Annotated in this window: 16 protein-coding genes and 2 pseudogenes; 12 read left to right on the top strand and 6 right to left on the bottom strand. The window is 60.6% G+C overall.

The features are described from left to right. Window positions 1–38: 38 nt before the first annotated feature. The 8 genes and pseudogenes from HU727_RS26080 to rsd all read left to right on the top strand — a co-directional run. Window positions 39–176 (top strand): annotated as a pseudogene (locus HU727_RS26080) (sensor histidine kinase); the annotation flags it as partial. Next, window positions 173–919, top strand: a complete 747-nt coding sequence (locus HU727_RS09860) for a LytR/AlgR family response regulator transcription factor (protein ID WP_186530916.1) — start codon at window positions 173–175, stop codon at window positions 917–919. The pseudogene HU727_RS26080 and the gene HU727_RS09860, both read left to right, overlap by 4 nt. Before the next feature lie 135 nt (window positions 920–1,054). Beyond that, window positions 1,055–1,996, top strand: coding sequence for a hydroxymethylbilane synthase (hemC, locus tag HU727_RS09855; protein WP_186530914.1), 942 nt, complete (start codon window positions 1,055–1,057; stop codon window positions 1,994–1,996). After that, window positions 1,993–2,739 (top strand): annotated as a pseudogene (locus tag HU727_RS25720) (uroporphyrinogen-III synthase); the annotation flags it as partial. The gene hemC and the pseudogene HU727_RS25720, both read left to right, overlap by 4 nt. 36 nt (window positions 2,740–2,775) lie before the next feature. Continuing rightward, a complete protein-coding gene (locus HU727_RS25715; RefSeq protein ID WP_367617002.1) occupies window positions 2,776–3,918 on the top strand; it encodes a uroporphyrinogen-III C-methyltransferase in 1,143 nt (380 codons plus the stop codon). Beyond that, on the top strand, window positions 3,915–5,153 hold the full coding sequence (locus HU727_RS09845) for a heme biosynthesis protein HemY (RefSeq protein WP_186530910.1): 1,239 nt from the start codon (window positions 3,915–3,917) through the stop codon (window positions 5,151–5,153). The genes HU727_RS25715 and HU727_RS09845 overlap by 4 nt, the downstream gene beginning before the upstream one ends. Before the next feature lie 226 nt (window positions 5,154–5,379). Further along, entirely contained in the window at window positions 5,380–5,931 is a 552-nt protein-coding gene (locus HU727_RS09840; protein ID WP_186530908.1) for a disulfide bond formation protein B, read from the top strand. A 183-nt stretch (window positions 5,932–6,114) separates the two neighbouring features. Then, window positions 6,115–6,573 (top strand): sigma D regulator, encoded by a 459-nt coding sequence (gene rsd / locus HU727_RS09835; protein ID WP_186530906.1) that lies wholly within the window; start codon window positions 6,115–6,117, stop codon window positions 6,571–6,573. A gap of 60 nt (window positions 6,574–6,633) precedes the next feature. Here rsd and HU727_RS09830 read toward each other — a convergent pair whose 3' ends face one another. Beyond that, on the bottom strand, window positions 6,634–7,299 hold the full coding sequence (locus HU727_RS09830; protein ID WP_186530904.1) for an FKBP-type peptidyl-prolyl cis-trans isomerase: 666 nt from the start codon (window positions 7,297–7,299) through the stop codon (window positions 6,634–6,636). A 192-nt stretch (window positions 7,300–7,491) separates the two neighbouring features. Between HU727_RS09830 and HU727_RS09825 the strand changes: the two genes are divergently transcribed. Next, window positions 7,492–8,631: an AlgP family protein gene (locus tag HU727_RS09825; RefSeq protein ID WP_186530901.1), complete on the top strand. Its 1,140-nt coding sequence runs from the start codon at window positions 7,492–7,494 to the stop codon at window positions 8,629–8,631. On the opposite strand, the gene HU727_RS09820 is transcribed toward HU727_RS09825, so the two are convergent. Continuing rightward, the gene (locus HU727_RS09820; RefSeq protein ID WP_186530899.1) at window positions 8,628–9,089 is read right to left on the bottom strand and encodes a TIGR02444 family protein; all 462 of its coding nucleotides are present in this window, start codon (window positions 9,087–9,089) and stop codon (window positions 8,628–8,630) included. The genes HU727_RS09825 and HU727_RS09820 overlap by 4 nt on opposite strands. A gap of 50 nt (window positions 9,090–9,139) precedes the next feature. Between HU727_RS09820 and HU727_RS09815 the strand changes: the two genes are divergently transcribed. From HU727_RS09815 to rhtB, 3 genes are all read left to right on the top strand, one after another. Beyond that, entirely contained in the window at window positions 9,140–11,050 is a 1,911-nt protein-coding gene (locus HU727_RS09815) for an ATP-binding cassette domain-containing protein (RefSeq protein WP_186530897.1), read from the top strand. Next, window positions 11,050–11,631: a mechanosensitive ion channel family protein gene (locus HU727_RS09810; RefSeq protein WP_186530895.1), complete on the top strand. Its 582-nt coding sequence runs from the start codon at window positions 11,050–11,052 to the stop codon at window positions 11,629–11,631. The genes HU727_RS09815 and HU727_RS09810 overlap by 1 nt, the downstream gene beginning before the upstream one ends. 82 nt (window positions 11,632–11,713) lie before the next feature. Next, complete coding sequence (gene rhtB, locus HU727_RS09805; protein ID WP_186530893.1) at window positions 11,714–12,346, top strand: homoserine/homoserine lactone efflux protein; 633 nt, start codon at window positions 11,714–11,716, stop codon at window positions 12,344–12,346. A 170-nt stretch (window positions 12,347–12,516) separates the two neighbouring features. On the opposite strand, the gene HU727_RS09800 is transcribed toward rhtB, so the two are convergent. The 4 genes from HU727_RS09800 to HU727_RS09785 are packed head-to-tail and all read right to left on the bottom strand — an operon-like array spanning window position 12,517 to window position 15,669. Continuing rightward, a complete protein-coding gene (locus tag HU727_RS09800) occupies window positions 12,517–13,260 on the bottom strand; it encodes a penicillin-binding protein activator LpoB (protein WP_186530891.1) in 744 nt (247 codons plus the stop codon). 3 nt (window positions 13,261–13,263) lie between these two features. Further along, complete coding sequence (gene lpoB, locus HU727_RS09795) at window positions 13,264–13,851, bottom strand: penicillin-binding protein activator LpoB (protein ID WP_186530889.1); 588 nt, start codon at window positions 13,849–13,851, stop codon at window positions 13,264–13,266. Between the two features lie 36 nt (window positions 13,852–13,887). Then, window positions 13,888–14,259, bottom strand: a complete 372-nt coding sequence (locus HU727_RS09790; RefSeq protein ID WP_186530887.1) for a YcfL family putative periplasmic lipoprotein — start codon at window positions 14,257–14,259, stop codon at window positions 13,888–13,890. A 15-nt stretch (window positions 14,260–14,274) separates the two neighbouring features. Further along, window positions 14,275–15,669, bottom strand: coding sequence for a COG3014 family protein (locus HU727_RS09785; protein ID WP_186530885.1), 1,395 nt, complete (start codon window positions 15,667–15,669; stop codon window positions 14,275–14,277). Window positions 15,670–15,673: the final 4 nt, after the last annotated feature.

Raw genomic sequence — 15,673 nt, 5'->3', positions numbered from 1 at the left:
GCAGGAAACAGCGGGCTCTGAGCGGTGCGACCCGAACGCTGGCAAATATTGCTGGCCGACGTACGGCACTTTTTGGGGCTCGGGCTAGTCTTAGCGTGGATCGCGGTGACGGACGTCACTTCACCTGTCTACGCTATCCTTGTGCGAGACTCACGCAGGAATCCAGCGCAATATGAATGTCCTGATCGTTGATGACGAACCCCTGGCTCGCGAGCGCCTCAGCCGAATGGTGAGCGAACTCGAGGGTTACACAGTCCTGGAGCCCAGTGCCACGAATGGCGAGGAGGCGTTGGCGCTGATCGACAGCCACAAGCCGGATATCGTGCTGCTCGATATCCGCATGCCGGGCCTCGATGGCCTGCAAGTCGCTGCCAGACTTTGCGAACGAGAAACGCCGCCGGCCGTGGTGTTTTGCACCAGCCCCGATGAATTTGCCGTGGAAGCCCTGCAGGCCAGCGCCGTGGGCTATGTGGTGAAACCTGTGCGAACCGAACACTTGAATGACGCTCTGAAACGGGCCGATCGTCCCAATCGGACGCAGCTCTCGGCCTTGACCCGCCCCGCTGCCGAAAGTGGCAACGGTCCACGCAGCCACATCAGTGCGCGTACCCGTAAAGGCATCGAGCTGATCCCGCTGGATCAGGTGGTCTATTTCATCGCCGACCACAAATACGTGACCCTGCGCCACGAAGCCGGGGAGGTGTTGCTCGACGAACCCCTCAAAGCCCTGGAAGACGAATTCGGCGAACGCTTTGTGCGTATCCACCGCAACGCGCTGGTCGCCCGCGACCGCATCGAGCGTTTGCAGCGCACGCCGCTGGGGCATTTCCAGTTGTTCCTCAAAGGCCTCAATGGCGATGCGCTGATTGTCAGCCGTCGGCATGTGGCCGGTGTACGCAAGATGATGCAGGGGCTTTGAGCCGGTCTATACCGGGCCTTGCGAATTCCAATCGGCATGGCAGGCCAGGGAGGCCAGGCCGTTTTCTGATTCAAGTCAAAGTGGATTTGGCTGAGCTGTTATTATCCGCCGTATCTTTTCAGTACGGATTGTTCCATGTCCCCTCGCGAAATCCGCATCGCCACCCGTAAGAGTGCGCTGGCCCTCTGGCAGGCCGAATACGTAAAAGCCCGTCTTGAGGCGGCCCATCCGGGCTTGCTGGTGACGCTGGTGCCCATGGTCAGTCGCGGCGACAAGCTGCTCGACTCGCCGCTGTCGAAGATCGGCGGCAAGGGTCTGTTCGTCAAGGAACTGGAAACCGCGCTGCTGGAAAACGAAGCCGACATCGCCGTCCACTCGATGAAAGACGTGCCGATGGACTTCCCTCAGGGGCTGGGCCTGTTCTGCATCTGCGAGCGCGAAGATCCACGCGACGCGTTTGTTTCCAACACCTACGCAAGCCTTGAGGCTCTGCCCGCCGGGGCCATTGTCGGTACGTCCAGCTTGCGTCGTCAGGCGCAGTTGCTGACCCGGCGCCCGGACCTGCAGATCCGTTTCCTGCGTGGCAACGTCAACACCCGACTGGCCAAGCTTGACGCCGGCGAGTACGACGCGATCATTCTGGCGGCGGCGGGTCTTATCCGTCTCGGTTTTGAGGATCGCATCACCTCGGCGATCAGCGTTGATGACAGCCTGCCGGCCGGCGGTCAGGGCGCAGTGGGCATCGAATGCCGCAGCGCCGACAGCGAAATTCACGCCTTGCTCGCGCCTTTGCACCACGCCGACACCGCTTCGCGCGTGAACGCCGAACGTGCCCTCAACAAACATTTGAACGGTGGCTGCCAAGTGCCGATCGCCTGCTACGCCGTGCTTGAAGGCGAGCAGTTGTGGTTGCGCGGTCTGGTCGGTGAGCCGAGCGGTGGCAAGCTGCTCAGCGCCCAGGCGCGGGCGCCACGTGCTGACGCCCAAGCCCTGGGCGTGCAGGTCGCCGAAGATCTGCTCAAGCAGGGCGCCGGTGACATTCTCAAGGCAGTGTATGGCGAGGCGGGTCACGAGTGACCGGCTGGCGCCTGCTGCTGACGCGTCCTGAGCACGACTGTGTGGCGCTGGCCGAACAGTTGACCGGACACGGGATTTTCAGCAGTTGCCTGCCGCTTCTGGACATTGTCCCGCTGCCGATCTCTGACACGATTCGTCAGGCGATCGCGCGATTGCCTGCTTGCAGTGCAGTGATTGTGGTCAGCAAGCCGGCGGCGCGCATTGCGGTGGATCTGCTGAAATCCGAAGGCATCTCGTCATTGACGGTGCCTTGGTTCAGCGTCGGCGCGGCGACCGCAGAAATTCTGCGCGATCATGGCCTCGATGTAAGCTTTCCCGCAGACGGCGATGACAGCGAAGCGTTGCTGCAATTGCCGCGGCTGCGCGAGGCGGTCAGCCGGCCTGGCGCTCAGGTGTTGATTCTGCGCGGCGAGGGCGGCCGTGAACTGCTCGCCGAGCGCCTGCGCGCGCTTGGTGCTAGTGTCGAATATCTGGAGTTGTATCGTCGTGACCTGCCAGCCTACCCGCCGAACGAGTTGCCACGGCGGATCGAAGCGGAACGCTTGAACGGGCTGGTGGTCAGCAGTGGACAGGGTTTCGAGCACCTGCGGCGAATGGCTGGCGATGCCTGGCCGAGCATTGCGCAGTTGCCGTTGTTTGTTCCAAGCCCAAGAGTCGCCGAGCTGGCACGTGCCGCCGGGGCTCTAACAGTTGTGGATTGCCGCGGCGCTAGTGCCGCGGCTTTGCTGACGGCGTTACGGGAATGTCCCGTGCCGTTTTCTAATGCAAAGGATGGATACGTGAGCGAAACAGCCTTGCCAAAAGATGATGTCCAGCCTGCGCGCGATGCCCAGGTTGAAACTCCACTACCGGCCAAAGAGCCGCGCCGAGGCAATGGGCTGGCGATTGTCGCTTTGTTGCTGGGCGCTGCCGGTGTTGCTGTCGGTGGCTGGGGTGTCTGGCAGGTGCGCCACCTGCAGAGCAACACTCAGCAGCAGTCGAGTCAGGTGCAGGCGTTGAACGATCAGGCGCAGAGTCTGAAACTCAATGAGCAGCGCCTGACCGAGCGCCTCGCGCAATTGCCGGGCGCCGACGAACTTGCCGAGCGCCAGCGTCTGGTGACGCAGTTGCAAGGCGATCAGCAGCGCCTCAATCAACGACTGGAAACCGTTCTCGGCGCCAGCCGCAAGGATTGGCGCCTCGCCGAAGCCGAGCATTTGCTGCGCCTCGCCAGCCTGCGTCTGTCGGCGTTGCAGGACATCAGCAGCGCTCAGGCGCTGGTGCAGGGCGCCGACGAAATCCTGCGTGAACAGAACGATCCGGGTTCCTTTGCCGCCCGCGAACAGGTAGCGAAAACCCTCGTCGCTTTGCGCAGCACCGAACAGCCGGATCGCACTGGTTTGTTCCTGCGCCTTGGTGCACTGCGCGACCAGGTTATCGAACTCACCGAGCTGGCGCCGGAATACAAGGATCGCGGTGAGTCGCTGCCTGGCCTGACGGCCGACGGCGATGGCGCCAGTCGCTGGGCGCAATGGTGGGACAAGGTTTCGCACTACATCCGTATCGATTTCAACGCCGACAAGAACGTGAAACCTCTTCTGGCCGGACAGAGCCTGAGTCAGGTGCGCCTGGCCCTGAGCCTGGCGCTGGAACAAGCGCAATGGGCGGCGCTCAATGGTCAGGCACCGGTCTACACCCAGGCGATGGCTGAGGCGCGCGATGTGCTCAAGGGCAATTTCAACCCGGACAATCCGCAAAGCAAAGTCATGCTGGAACAGGTCGCCGAGCTCAGCAAGGAACCGGTCACCGTCAACACGCCGGATCTGACCGGCACCTTGAGTGCGGTGCAGGCGTATCTGGAGCGACGTAACGTCAATGCCGAAGAGTCGGTGAAACCGTTCGCCAAGCCTGCCGCCAACGCGGCGCAGGAGGCAATGCCATGAAACGCCTGTATGTGATCGTGTTTCTGGTCATCGCCGCGACCGCAGCGTTGGGCCTGGCGGTTGCCGAGCATTCCGGTTACGTGCTGGTGGCCTACAAAGGGTTCCGCTACGAGTCGAGCCTGTGGGCGACATTGGCGGTGATCGCGGTGTTGTGGCTGCTGTTCTGGGGCATCAAAGTGTTGATCGAGCTGGTGATGGCCTCTACGGGTGTGGTCAATCCCTGGTCACGACGCAATCGCAGCCGCCGCGTGCAAGTGGCCATCGAACACGGTCAACTGGATCTGGCGGAAGGGCGCTGGGCCAGCGCGCAGCGTCATTTGACTCGCGCAGCCGAAGCCGAGCGCCAGCCGCTGCTGTACTACCTGGGCGCTGCCCGCGCGGCGAACGAGCAAGGTCACTACGAAGAGTCCGATCGGTTGCTCGAGCGGGCACTGGAGCGTCAGCCGCAAGCCGAGTTGGCGATTGCCTTGAGTCACGCCCAACTGCAGACCGATCGCGGCGACACCGATGGTGCGCTGGTGACGTTGCAGGCCATGCACGAGCGGCATCCACGCAGCGCGCAGACGTTGCGTCAATTGCAGCGTTTGTACCAGCAGCGTGGGGAGTGGTCAGCGGTGATTCGTCTGCTGCCGGAGTTGCGCAAGGACAAGGTTTTGCCGCCGGCGGAACTTGCTGAGCTGGAGCGCCGTGCCTGGGGTGAAAATCTGTCTCTGGCAGCGCATCGCGAAGAGGACGGCACCGTGGGGCTGCAATCGCTCAAGCGTGCGTGGGAGCAGCTTACTTCGGCACAGCGTCAGGAGTCGCCGCTGGTGCTGGCTTACGCAGAGCAGTTGCGTCAACTGGGGGCTCAGGTCGAGGCGGAAGAGGTTCTGCGCACGGCGCTCAAGCGTAAATACGATAGCCATCTGGCGCGTCTTTATGGATTGGTTCGCGGCACTGATCCAGCGCGACAATTGCAGACCGCTGAAGGCTGGCTCAAGGAGCACCCGGCCGATCCGAGCCTGCTGCTGACCCTGGGTCGTCTTTGCCTGCAAATCAGCCTGTGGGGCAAGGCGCGGGATTACCTGGAAAGCAGTCTGCGGGTGCAGCGCAACCCGGAGGCCTGCGCGGAGTTGGCCCGTTTGCTTGCACAGCTCGGCGATACCGAGCGCAGCAATCAGTTGTTCCAGGAAGGCCTTGGACTGCTGGACGAGCGCCTGCTAGCCGCGCCCCTGCCGGTTCCGGCGCGAGTTTGAAGCCACGAGGGAGCTTGCTCCCTCGTCTCCCTCGTCTGCCTGGGTCACCGGAATTCAGCCTCATTGAAGTGCTCAAGGAAGAGTCCTACACAAGCGTTCCAATATTCCTCTCGAACCTGTCGGGTTTTCCTCACAAATCTGGTGAACTGTCGGCAGGGCATCGCCTTGAAAGGCTGACACGCTTTCCTCTACCGTAACCTTCTGTCTCTACTGTTACGGAAAAGCCATGTCGTTGGCCTGCTCACGCTCCTTGTTCTTCATCGCTTTCATTGCGGGGGCCTTTGCTCTGGGAGCTTCCTATTATCTTGAATACGCCGTCGGCCTGACGCCGTGCAGTTTGTGCCTGGTGCAGCGGCTGTTCCTCACGCTGTTGTGCGCATGCTGTGGAGCGGCGGCGGTGCACGGGCCTGATCGCGCAAGCCTGTGGCTTTACTGGATGGTCGCGCTGGGGGCGAGCCTGGGTGGCACTACCGCGGCCTGGCGGCAGGTATTGATTCAAAGTGATCCAGTGTTGCAACTGGTCCACTGCTCGCCGGTTACAGAGCCGCTGCCAGATGGTTTTCAATGGGTTTGCGCATTGCGGAAAATGTTTAAAGGCGGTGCCGATTGCGCAGAAATCTCCTGGACACTGTTTGACCTGAGTATCCCGGAGTGGAGCCTGTTGCTCTTTGTCGCGGTGTCGATTCTTGCCGTGTACCAGTTGTTGCGACTGGTCTGCAATGCTCTGCAACGGCCATTGAGCGGCGAAGCGTCGCACCGGCAGCCGTTGCAGGATTAAACACTTGTATGAACTTTATCGCCTGCGTACCTTGAAGCCATAAGCGCGCGGGCATAATCTGGCCCGCACGTGTCATTTGGATTTATGTTGCTCGATGACGCTCTGCCCGACGTCCCTTTAGCAAAAACCAGAAACAGGGCGCGGGTGTAGAGCAGCATGACCCACAAGGGAAGAGAGACCGCCATGCTCGAAAGTTGTCAGAATGCTCAGGAACGCTGGGGTGGAGTTCATCTGCTGATCGACCGCTGGTTGCAGGAGCGCAAAGATCTGATCGATTCCTACGACAAGCTCGGTGACAGGCCTGAAGCGCTGTCGGAAAGCCGCAAGCCTTTGCAGGAGTTCTGCGGCGTGCTGGTCGATTACGTATCGGCCGGACACTTCGAAATCTACGAACAGCTGACGGGCGAAGCCAAGGCGTTCAATGACAAACGCGGTCTGGAACTCGCCGATACGATCTACCCGCGCATTGACGTCATCACCGAGAAGCTTCTCGCCTTCAACGATCTTTGCGATGAAGGCAAATGCGTCGCGGAGAAATTCAAAGAACTCGGCGGTCTGCTGCACGAGCGCTTCGAGCTCGAAGACTGCCTGATTGAAGTGCTGCACACGGCACACAAGGTAGAAGATCCGGTTCAAGCCTGATCTCATACTCTGAGCAAAAAAAACGGTGCGCCCGAAAGCGCACCGTTTTTTTATGCCCGATCAACTCGTCGCGCCACGCAATTCAACTTCGAACACCAACGGTGTGAACGGCGCAATCAGGTCGCCGGCACCGTCGGCGCCGTAAGCCTGATCAGAGGGGATCACCAGTCGCCATTTCGCGCCCACCGGCATGTTCTGCAGTGCCGTGCGCCAACCGGCGATCACACTGTCGAGGTTGAACCATTGCGGCTGGTTGTTCCGATCGAACACCGTGCCGTCCGGCAGCCTGCCGACATACAGCACCTGCACCTTTCCATCGGGGCCGGCCTTGGCGCCAGAGCCAGGCGTCAGTTCGGTCAGCAGGATGCCGTCGGCCAATTCTTTCACACCCGGTTTGGCTTTTTCTGCGTTGAGAAAACGCTGCTCGTTTTCCATCGCTGCTTCGCTGGACTGGCGCGATGCCTGCTCGGCATTCCGTGATTCGTGGTCAGCGAGAATCTGTTCGATGCGCGCCTCACTGAGTGCCAGCGGCTTGCCTTGATAAGCCTGTTGCAGGCCTTCGATCAACGCCTGGATCTGCAATTGCGGCACTTCCTGGCGCAGCCGCTCGCCCAGGCTTGCACCGAGGCTGTACGCCAGGTCATGAGCTTCGTTCGCCGTGGTTTTTTCATCGGCGTGGGCAGCCGAAAAAACCAGGCAGAGGGATAAAAAAAGGTAGCGCGACATGGGCACTCTCCGACCTGAGATGCGGTGGATTATGCCAGCGCGAACGTCCGCAACGGTGAACTGCTTTTGCATGAATGCAGAACATTTTGGCTTCGGTGCAACGCAACGGTTGCGATACTGTCAACATGCCCTAGCGGCGGTATCAGCAGAGGTCTAGTATGAGCCGCACTCACGTCAGCCAGGAGGTAAACCATGTCGGCCACCAAGAAGCCTGTAAATACTCCGTTGCACTTACTCCAACAACTGTCGGGCAGCCTGCTCGAGCATTTGGAAAACGCTTGCTCGCAAGCCTTGGCTGATGCTGAAAAACTGCTCGCCAAACTGGAAAAGCAGCGTGGCAAGGCGCAAGAAAAACTGCACAAATCCCGCACCAAACTGCAGGACGCTGCCACCGCCGGTAAAGCCAAGGCGCAGAACAAAGCCAAGGCTTCGGTGAAAGAACTTGAAGACCTGCTCGACGCGCTGAAAGATCGTCAGTCCGATACGCGCGGCTACATTCTGCAACTCAAGCGCGATGCTCAGGAAAGTCTGAAACTGGCCCAGGGTATTGGCCGTGTTCAAGAGGCCGTGGGCAAAGCGTTGTCGTCGCGCTCGGCCAAACCTGCAGCGACACCGGCGAAGAAAATTGCCGCCAAACCAGCCGCAGGCAAAGCGCCGGCGAAGATCGCCGCTGCCAAACCCGCTACAGCCAAAACCGCGCCCAAGCCAGCAGCGAAGGCGGCTGTGAAAGCGACTGCCAAACCAGCAGCGAAGAAACCGGCTGCAGCCAGCGCTGCGAAACCGGCGGCCAAGACCACGGCAGCGAAACCTGCCGCAGCCAAGCCCGCGACGAAAGCCGCCACTGCCAAACCTGCCGCAAAAGCAACCAAGGCCGCACCCTCCAAGCCCGCTGCCAAGTCGGCGGCAAAACCGGCAGTCAAACCAACTGCCAAAACCGCCGCTGCGAAACCCGCTGCCAAGACTGCCGCGAAACCGGTAGCTGCCAAACCTGCTGCTAAAGCTGCCGCAAAACCTGTGGCAAAAACCGCTTCAAAACCAGCCGCAAAAGTCGCCGCCAAACCGGCAGCCAAGCCAGCTGCGAAACCCGCTGCCGCCAAGCCCGCAACGGCCGCCGCCAAGCCTGCCGCCGCCAAGCCAGCGCCCAAGCCAGCTGCAAAGCCAGCCGTGAAAAAAACCACAGCCGCCAAACCGGCTACCGCCCCGGCGGCGAAGCCTGCCGCACCGGCGACACCGGCTGCGCCCGCAGTCGCTGCCACTACCTCGACGTCTTCGACTGCGCCAACGCCAGCTGCAACGCCGAGTATCAGCAGCTCGCCCACCAGCGCTTCCTAAACGCTGGTTGCCGCGACGCGCAGCACTTGCAGCGCGTCGCGGTTCAGGCTGGCCGCGCTGCCGGCCAACCCCTCAAGCCAGGTCGCCGAGCCTGCATCGTTTCGCGTCCACTCCTGCGCAACGCCTTCGAGCCGTGACAGCAATGTTCGCTCAGCTTCAAGCTCGAGTGATTTGATCTGTTCGCGCATGCCTTTCACAACCGCATCATCCATGGCTCGCGCTTTCCATTGCATGCGCAAGGTTCGCAGCGGCTGGACCACTTCGATATCCCAGGGATCGGTCAACGCCTTTAGCAGGCGCACGCGCTGTTCATCGCAGGTCACTGCGCGCTGCTCCAGCCACAAACCACACAGCAACAGGCAGACATTGGCGCCCGCCGTTTGCAGTTGCAGGCAGGCATCTTCCACGCCCGGCCGGGCGTAGACGTTAAGGGCAAAGCTCCACAGGTCAGAGGACATCGTGCTACTCGCGCCAGTTGTGAGCGAAGCTGGTAGACTCCGCCGCCATTATGATCCGACTTCAGAACCTGACTTTACAGCGTGGCCCGCAACGTCTGCTAGAAGACGCCGAGCTGACCCTGCACGCCGGCCACAAAGCTGGCCTCATCGGCGCCAATGGCGCCGGCAAATCCAGCCTGTTTGCCTTGCTGCGAGGCGAATTGCACCCGGATTCGGGCGATTGCCTGTTGCCCGCTGACTGGCGGATCGCGCACATGCGCCAGGAGGTCGACACGCTCGAACGCCTGGCGGTCGATTATGTGCTCGATGGCGACCTGCGTCTGCGCGAGGTGCAACGTGACCTCGCTGTTGCCGAGGAGGCTCACGATGGCACCGCTCTGGCCCGTCTGCATGCCGAGCTCGACAGTGCCGACGGCTACACCGCCGATGCGCGGGCGCGCAAATTGCTCGCCGGTCTGGGGTTCACCAATGAGCAGATGGACCGTCAGGTCGGTGATTTCTCCGGCGGCTGGCGGATGCGTCTGAACCTGGCGCAGGCCTTGATGTGCCCATCGGACTTGCTGCTACTCGACGAACCGACCAACCACCTGGACCTGGATGCAATCATCTGGCTCGAGGAATGGTTGAAGAACTATCCGGGCACCTTGCTGCTGATTTCCCACGACCGCGATTTCCTCGACGAAGTTGTCGACCACGTGGCGCATGTCGATCAGCGCAAGATCACCCTTTACCGGGGTGGCTACACGGCGTTCGAACGCGCCCGTGCCGAGCGTCTGGCTCAGCAGCAACAGGCTTACGAGAAGCAGCAGGCGCAACGTGCGCACATGGAAAGCTACATCGCCCGCTTCAAGGCGCAGGCCACCAAGGCTCGCCAGGCGCAGAGCCGGATCAAGGCGCTGGAGCGCATGGAAGAGCTGTCGGCCGCTCACGTCGATTCGCCATTCGATTTCGTTTTTCGCGAGTCGACGAAAATCTCCAGCCCGTTGATCGACCTGTCCGATGCGCGGCTGGGCTACGGCGACAAAACCATCCTGGAGAAGGTCAAGCTGCAACTGACCCCGGGCGCACGTATCGGTCTGCTCGGGCCAAACGGTGCGGGTAAATCGACCCTGATCAAGAACCTCGCCGGCGAGCTTGAACCGTTGGCCGGGCGTCTGACCCGTGGCGAAAACACGGTGGTCGGTTACTTCGCTCAGCATCAGCTCGACTCGCTGGACTCCAAGGCCAGCCCGTTGCTGCACTTGCAGCGGCTGGCGCCGAACGAGCGCGAGCAGACTTTGCGCGACTTCCTCGGCGGCTTCGACTTCCGCGGCGCGCGCATCGATGAGCCAGTGCTCAATTTCTCTGGTGGCGAAAAGGCCCGTCTGGCCCTGGCGCTGATCGCCTGGGAACGGCCGAACCTGTTGCTGCTCGACGAACCGACCAACCACCTCGACCTGGAAATGCGCCTGGCGCTGACCATGGCGTTGCAGGAGTTCAGCGGCGCGGTATTGGTGGTCTCTCACGATCGGCATTTGCTCAAGAGCACCACCGATAACTTCTATCTGGTCGCCGATGGCAAGGTCGAAGAGTTCGACGGCGATCTGGAAGACTACGCACGCTGGCTGGTGGAATACCGTCAACGCAATGCGCCGGTGAACAACACGCCGGTCAACCCGGACAAGACCGACAAGAAGGCTCAGCGCCAGGCGGCCGCAGCGTTGCGTCAGCAACTGGCGCCGCACAAGCGCGAGGCCGACAAGCTCGAAGCCGAGTTGGGCAAGCTCCACGAGAAGCTGGCCAAGGTCGATGCCAGTCTGGGTGACAGCGATATCTACGAGCCGGCGCGCAAGAATGAATTGCGCGATCTGCTGGCCGAGCAGGCCAAATTGAAGGTTCGTGAAGCTGAGCTTGAAGAGGCGTGGATGGAAGCTCTGGAAACGCTGGAAAGCATGCAGGCGGAGCTGGAGGCATTGTCCTGATGGAAGCCTTCAAGCTGCCCTTCTCGGCTGTGTGGGTCGAGCCGATCTGGTTCACCGCACAGATTCTGCTGATTCTGCTGGCCGGTTACCTGACGCAGCGTTTCGTCGCCAAAGGCCTCACGCGTTTGGGCGAGCGCTATCCGTTCCCGCCGCAGTTGCTGATGCCGCTGCGCGGCGTATTGCGTTGGCTGATCATGGGCAGTGCGCTGCTTTTTGTACTTGAGCGCCTGGGTGTTTCCGCCACGGTGTTGTGGACGGCACTCTCCGGGTTTGTCGCCGTGGCGGCGGTGGCGTTCTTCGCCATGTGGAGCGTGCTGTCGAACCTGCTTTGCGCGATTCTGATCTTCACCGTCGGGCCGTTCCGTCTGGGTGATGTGGTCGAACTGGTGGACACCACCGACAAGCCCGGCGTCAAAGGCCGGGTGATCGCGATCAATCTGCTCTACACAACGCTGGTCGAGGCTGAAGAACTGGGCACCGGCAGCGCCATGGTGCAAGTGCCGAACAGCCTGTTCTTCCAGCGTTCGGTGCGACGTTGGCGCGGGACGGATGTGTTGCCTTCCAGCGGGTTCGAGAAGTAGATTTTCAAGGACGATCTTTTGCTTTTAGCCCTGAAGCACATTAGCTTTGACGTCTTGTCACAAGCATCAGTCGAGGTGTGCGATGGAGCTTCAAACATGGCTGGCATTTTTTGCCGCCTGCTGGGTGATCAGCCTGTCCCCGGGCGCCGGCGCCATCGCGTCGATGTCCAGCGGTCTGCAATATGGTTTCTGGCGCGGCTACTGGAATGCGCTCGGCCTGCAAATCGGCCTCGCGGTGCAGATCGCGATTGTCGGTGCTGGCGTTGGCGCCGTGCTGACGGCGTCGGCCACCGCGTTCCATGCAATCAAATGGTTCGGCGTTGCTTATCTGGTGTATCTGGCGATCAAGCAATGGCGCGCGCTACCGATGGACATGAGCGACGACGCGGCGGTAAGGCCGATTGGCAAGCCGCTGGCGCTGATGTTTCGCGGGTTTCTGGTAAACATCAGCAACCCCAAGGCGCTGGTGTTCATGCTCGCGGTGTTGCCTCAGTTCATCAATCCTCACGCACCGCTCCTGATTCAGTACGTGGTGATTGGCGTGACCATGGTGTTCGTCGATCTGATTGTCATGGCCGGCTACACCGGGCTGGCGTCGAAGGTGCTGCGTCTGCTGCGCACGCCCAAGCAGCAGAAACGTCTGAATCGAACATTTGCCGGGCTGTTTATCGGCGCGGCGGCATTTATGGCGACGTTGCGTAAAGCGGCTGTGTAAACCGCTCAGGCACAAAAAAGGCGACCTCGCGAGGTCGCCTTTTTTATTGCCCTGCCTGGCGCTCAACTGTGGCGAGGGAGCTTAGCTCGCGCTTGAGTGCGCAGCGCTCACAAGCTCTTGGGTCTGCTTCGCAGCCCAGCGGGAGCAAGCTCCCTCGCCACAGGAAAGACTCAGCGCAAAATCACCGGTGCGGTATCACGCGGCAGGTTGTTGCGCTGCGGTGCTTCACGTGGCTGCTCGTAACCGCCGCCGCCAAGCTGCATGCTCAGTTGCCCGGCCACGTCCTCACCCAGCGCTTTCGACACTTCACGCACCACCCGAGGACGGTTCAGCGAGATCTTGATGTCGCGATGGTTCACCAGTTTGGTGTCCTGCGCTTCGCCCATCGCCGTGAAGGCCGAAGTAATCTCGTAGGTCTTGGTGTTAATCAGACTGAAGTCCGCCACCAGCGTCAGACCCAGCACTGCCGAATAGCTGTCGGTGTGCGCCAGCTCGTTGATGTCCTGGGTGAAGTCGATGTCGGACACAGTGCCGAACAGCACGTAGTCGGCCCCTTTGAAGTTGCCGGCCTTGATGCGCTTGATCACGTCATACACATCGCCTTTGGACGAGGCGGTGTAAGGCGTGCCCTGCACCAGCTGGAACATCCCGGTACGGAGGATTTCACCTTTGATGTCGCCGGTGAATTTGCGCAACTCGCCCTGTTCGATGTAGCTAGTGGTTGCTTCGATTTCGTTGTAGCTCGAAGAACCGCTGGCGCTGTAATAACTTTCGCGGTGATTGCTCTGCGCCGAAACGATGTGGATGTATTGCTCCACGCGCTCCTGATACGCAAGGTCCGTCACCGCAACTTTAGGGGCCGCCTGCACGCTGAGCGCGCAAGCCAGGGCCATCATGCCAATCCATGTGCGCATCGATTAACGCTCCGTGGTTTTGCGGATCTCTTTTTCATCCATCCACTCGGCCAGTCCGCTTTCGACATCGATCAATTGCAGGCTGAACTTGTAGAAGACGTCCTTGTAGTCGCTGCTGCGCTTGACGATCGAGCTGATCGAGCCTTCGATGCGGTACTTGGCGGCAACCATGTTGCCGGTCTTGGCCACGGTGCTTTTCTTGTAGAGACCGCTCTGGTTTTGCAGCTTGAGCTGGTCAACCTGGCTCTGCATCGCATTGTTGTCGCTGGCGAAACGCGCAACGCCGGTCTTCATCAGTTGGGTCTTGATGCTGGTGGTGATTTCGCGGGTGTCGATGTACTCGCTGGTCTTGTTCTTCACATCGTAGACCTGAACCACCGGACGGCCCTGCAGAATGCCGGACTGGGCCAGCGAGCGGGTCATCGACTCGGCGATCATTTGCAGGTCGGTCGAACCGAATTCATTGGTCACGGTTTCAACCGCTTTGGTGTCACCGTAGCTGATGTTCTTGCTGCCCAGAGTCGGCGAAGTGTTGGCGCAACCAGTGGCGAGCAGGGCGATAACGGCGATGCAGGAAAAGCGTGCAAACATGAGAAGTCTCTCTGAATCAGAAATAGGGTGGCGGGATTAAGGCGTCTTGATTTCCAGACGGAAGTCCACGGCTTTCGGCGTTGGGGCGATGCCCTGAATGAAGCTGGTCTGGGCGCCGTACATCATCTGGCTTTTCCAGACTTCTTCTTCGGCAACCGGAAAACCTTCCGCACCAAGCCAGGCGAAACGGTAGTAGAAGATCTTGTTGCTGTTGAGGGTGTTGCTCAACTGCACGTTGACCGTCATGAAGCCGTTTTCACGGGCTACGCGCATGGCACCGACGACGATGTGTTTCTGCGGGCCCATGGCCACGACTTTGCTCGCGGCGCTGCCCGGCTCAGGTGGTGGCGGGGTGGCACAGCCTGCCAGCAAGGCGAGGGCGGCGACGGCGATGATCTTGAAGCGCATGCAAAGACTCCGTTCTTAAGGTTGTTTGAGGCTGGCGACGTTGGTCGCGCCAGCGCTCGGCATTACGTGAGCGGCGATACCGCCGGCAAACACCTGGTTGCCCACGGCGCGCAGGCTGACCACTTGATAACGCTGATCGACGGTAACCTTGACCACCGAGCCGCCGACAGCGCTCGGCAGGGTAACCTGATGCTCACCCTTTTTCAGGCGCAGACGCACCACTTGGGTGTTATCCGGCAGGGTGCGCCATGTACGGGTATCGGCACCTTCGAGCACCGCTGAAGAAATGCCCACGGCAAGACCGGCCAGCGGGTTGGTTTCGTTGATCTGCTTTTGCGCCACGCCTTTGGTGATCGCGCGCACGGTGGTTCGTACGATGATCCCCGGCATGTCATCACGCAGGGCGCGACGGGACATTGCAGTGGTGCTGTTGAGGGCGGTCAGGTCGACTTGTTTGCCATCGACACCGATCTGCGCAAACGGCGCGGTGGAGGTGTCCGGCTTGATGATCGGGAACGACAGCGGGGTGATCACCACGTTATTGGAAATCGGCAGCGGCAGCGGTACGCGAATCGAGTCGCGGGCCGGCGCCAGACCGCTCTGCACCACGATCAGAATGTCACTGTCGTCAGACTTCGAAGGCTTGTCGAGGTTGACCAGGGCCTGTTCGAGCAGCGGCGTATTCGGGCGCAGTTCCGCGGCTTTGCGATAGCCCGGCGCCGCCAGATCTTTCTCGCCGAGGGCTTCGTAGACGAAACCGGCCAGGTAATGGCTGAACGCACTCTGGTAGCTGTTTTTCAGGCCGACCACTTCCGGCGCGTCGAGGCTGGCGACCGGATAACCCTGCAAATCCTTGTACTGCGTCTTGATGCCTTCTTTCTCGGCCTCTTGCTCGCTCTTGAGGTATTCCTTGTCGCGCAGGTCGGCGATCACCGCTTCACGTTCGTGAGTTTTCTTGATTGCGGTGCGAGCACCATCGAAATCGTTGACCGCCAGCAGGTTCAGCGCCATCTGCGTGGTCAGCATGACTTTTTCATAGTCATAGCCTTCATAACGACGAACCTTGTCATTGACGATGAAGCTGCCGAATTGCGCAAGGTATTTGGCCGAGTCGAGCTTGACCGCGTCTTCCCACCGACCGACCACCTGATCGGCGCTGCCCCAGGCGTTCTGGCTGCCCGAGAGGTCGCCCTTGGCGCGCAGCAGTTCACCTTTCTCGAAGTAATAAAGCAGGTCTTTGTCGGTGCCGGTGTTGTTCTTTTCAAGCAAAGTCAGAGCAGCGTCGACATTGCCGGAGGCCAGTTGCTGGTTGGTCTGGGCCAGTTCGGAATCGTAATTGCGAAACGCCGCACAGCCTGACAGCAGAGTGACGGCGCTGAGCGCAAGCAAAACAGGAGCGCGGAATGCCATGGGT

It is taken from the genome of Pseudomonas khorasanensis (assembly GCF_014268505.2).
Classification (GTDB): Bacteria; Pseudomonadota; Gammaproteobacteria; order Pseudomonadales; family Pseudomonadaceae; genus Aquipseudomonas; species Aquipseudomonas khorasanensis.
This window is presented reverse-complemented; position numbering and strand designations above follow the sequence as displayed.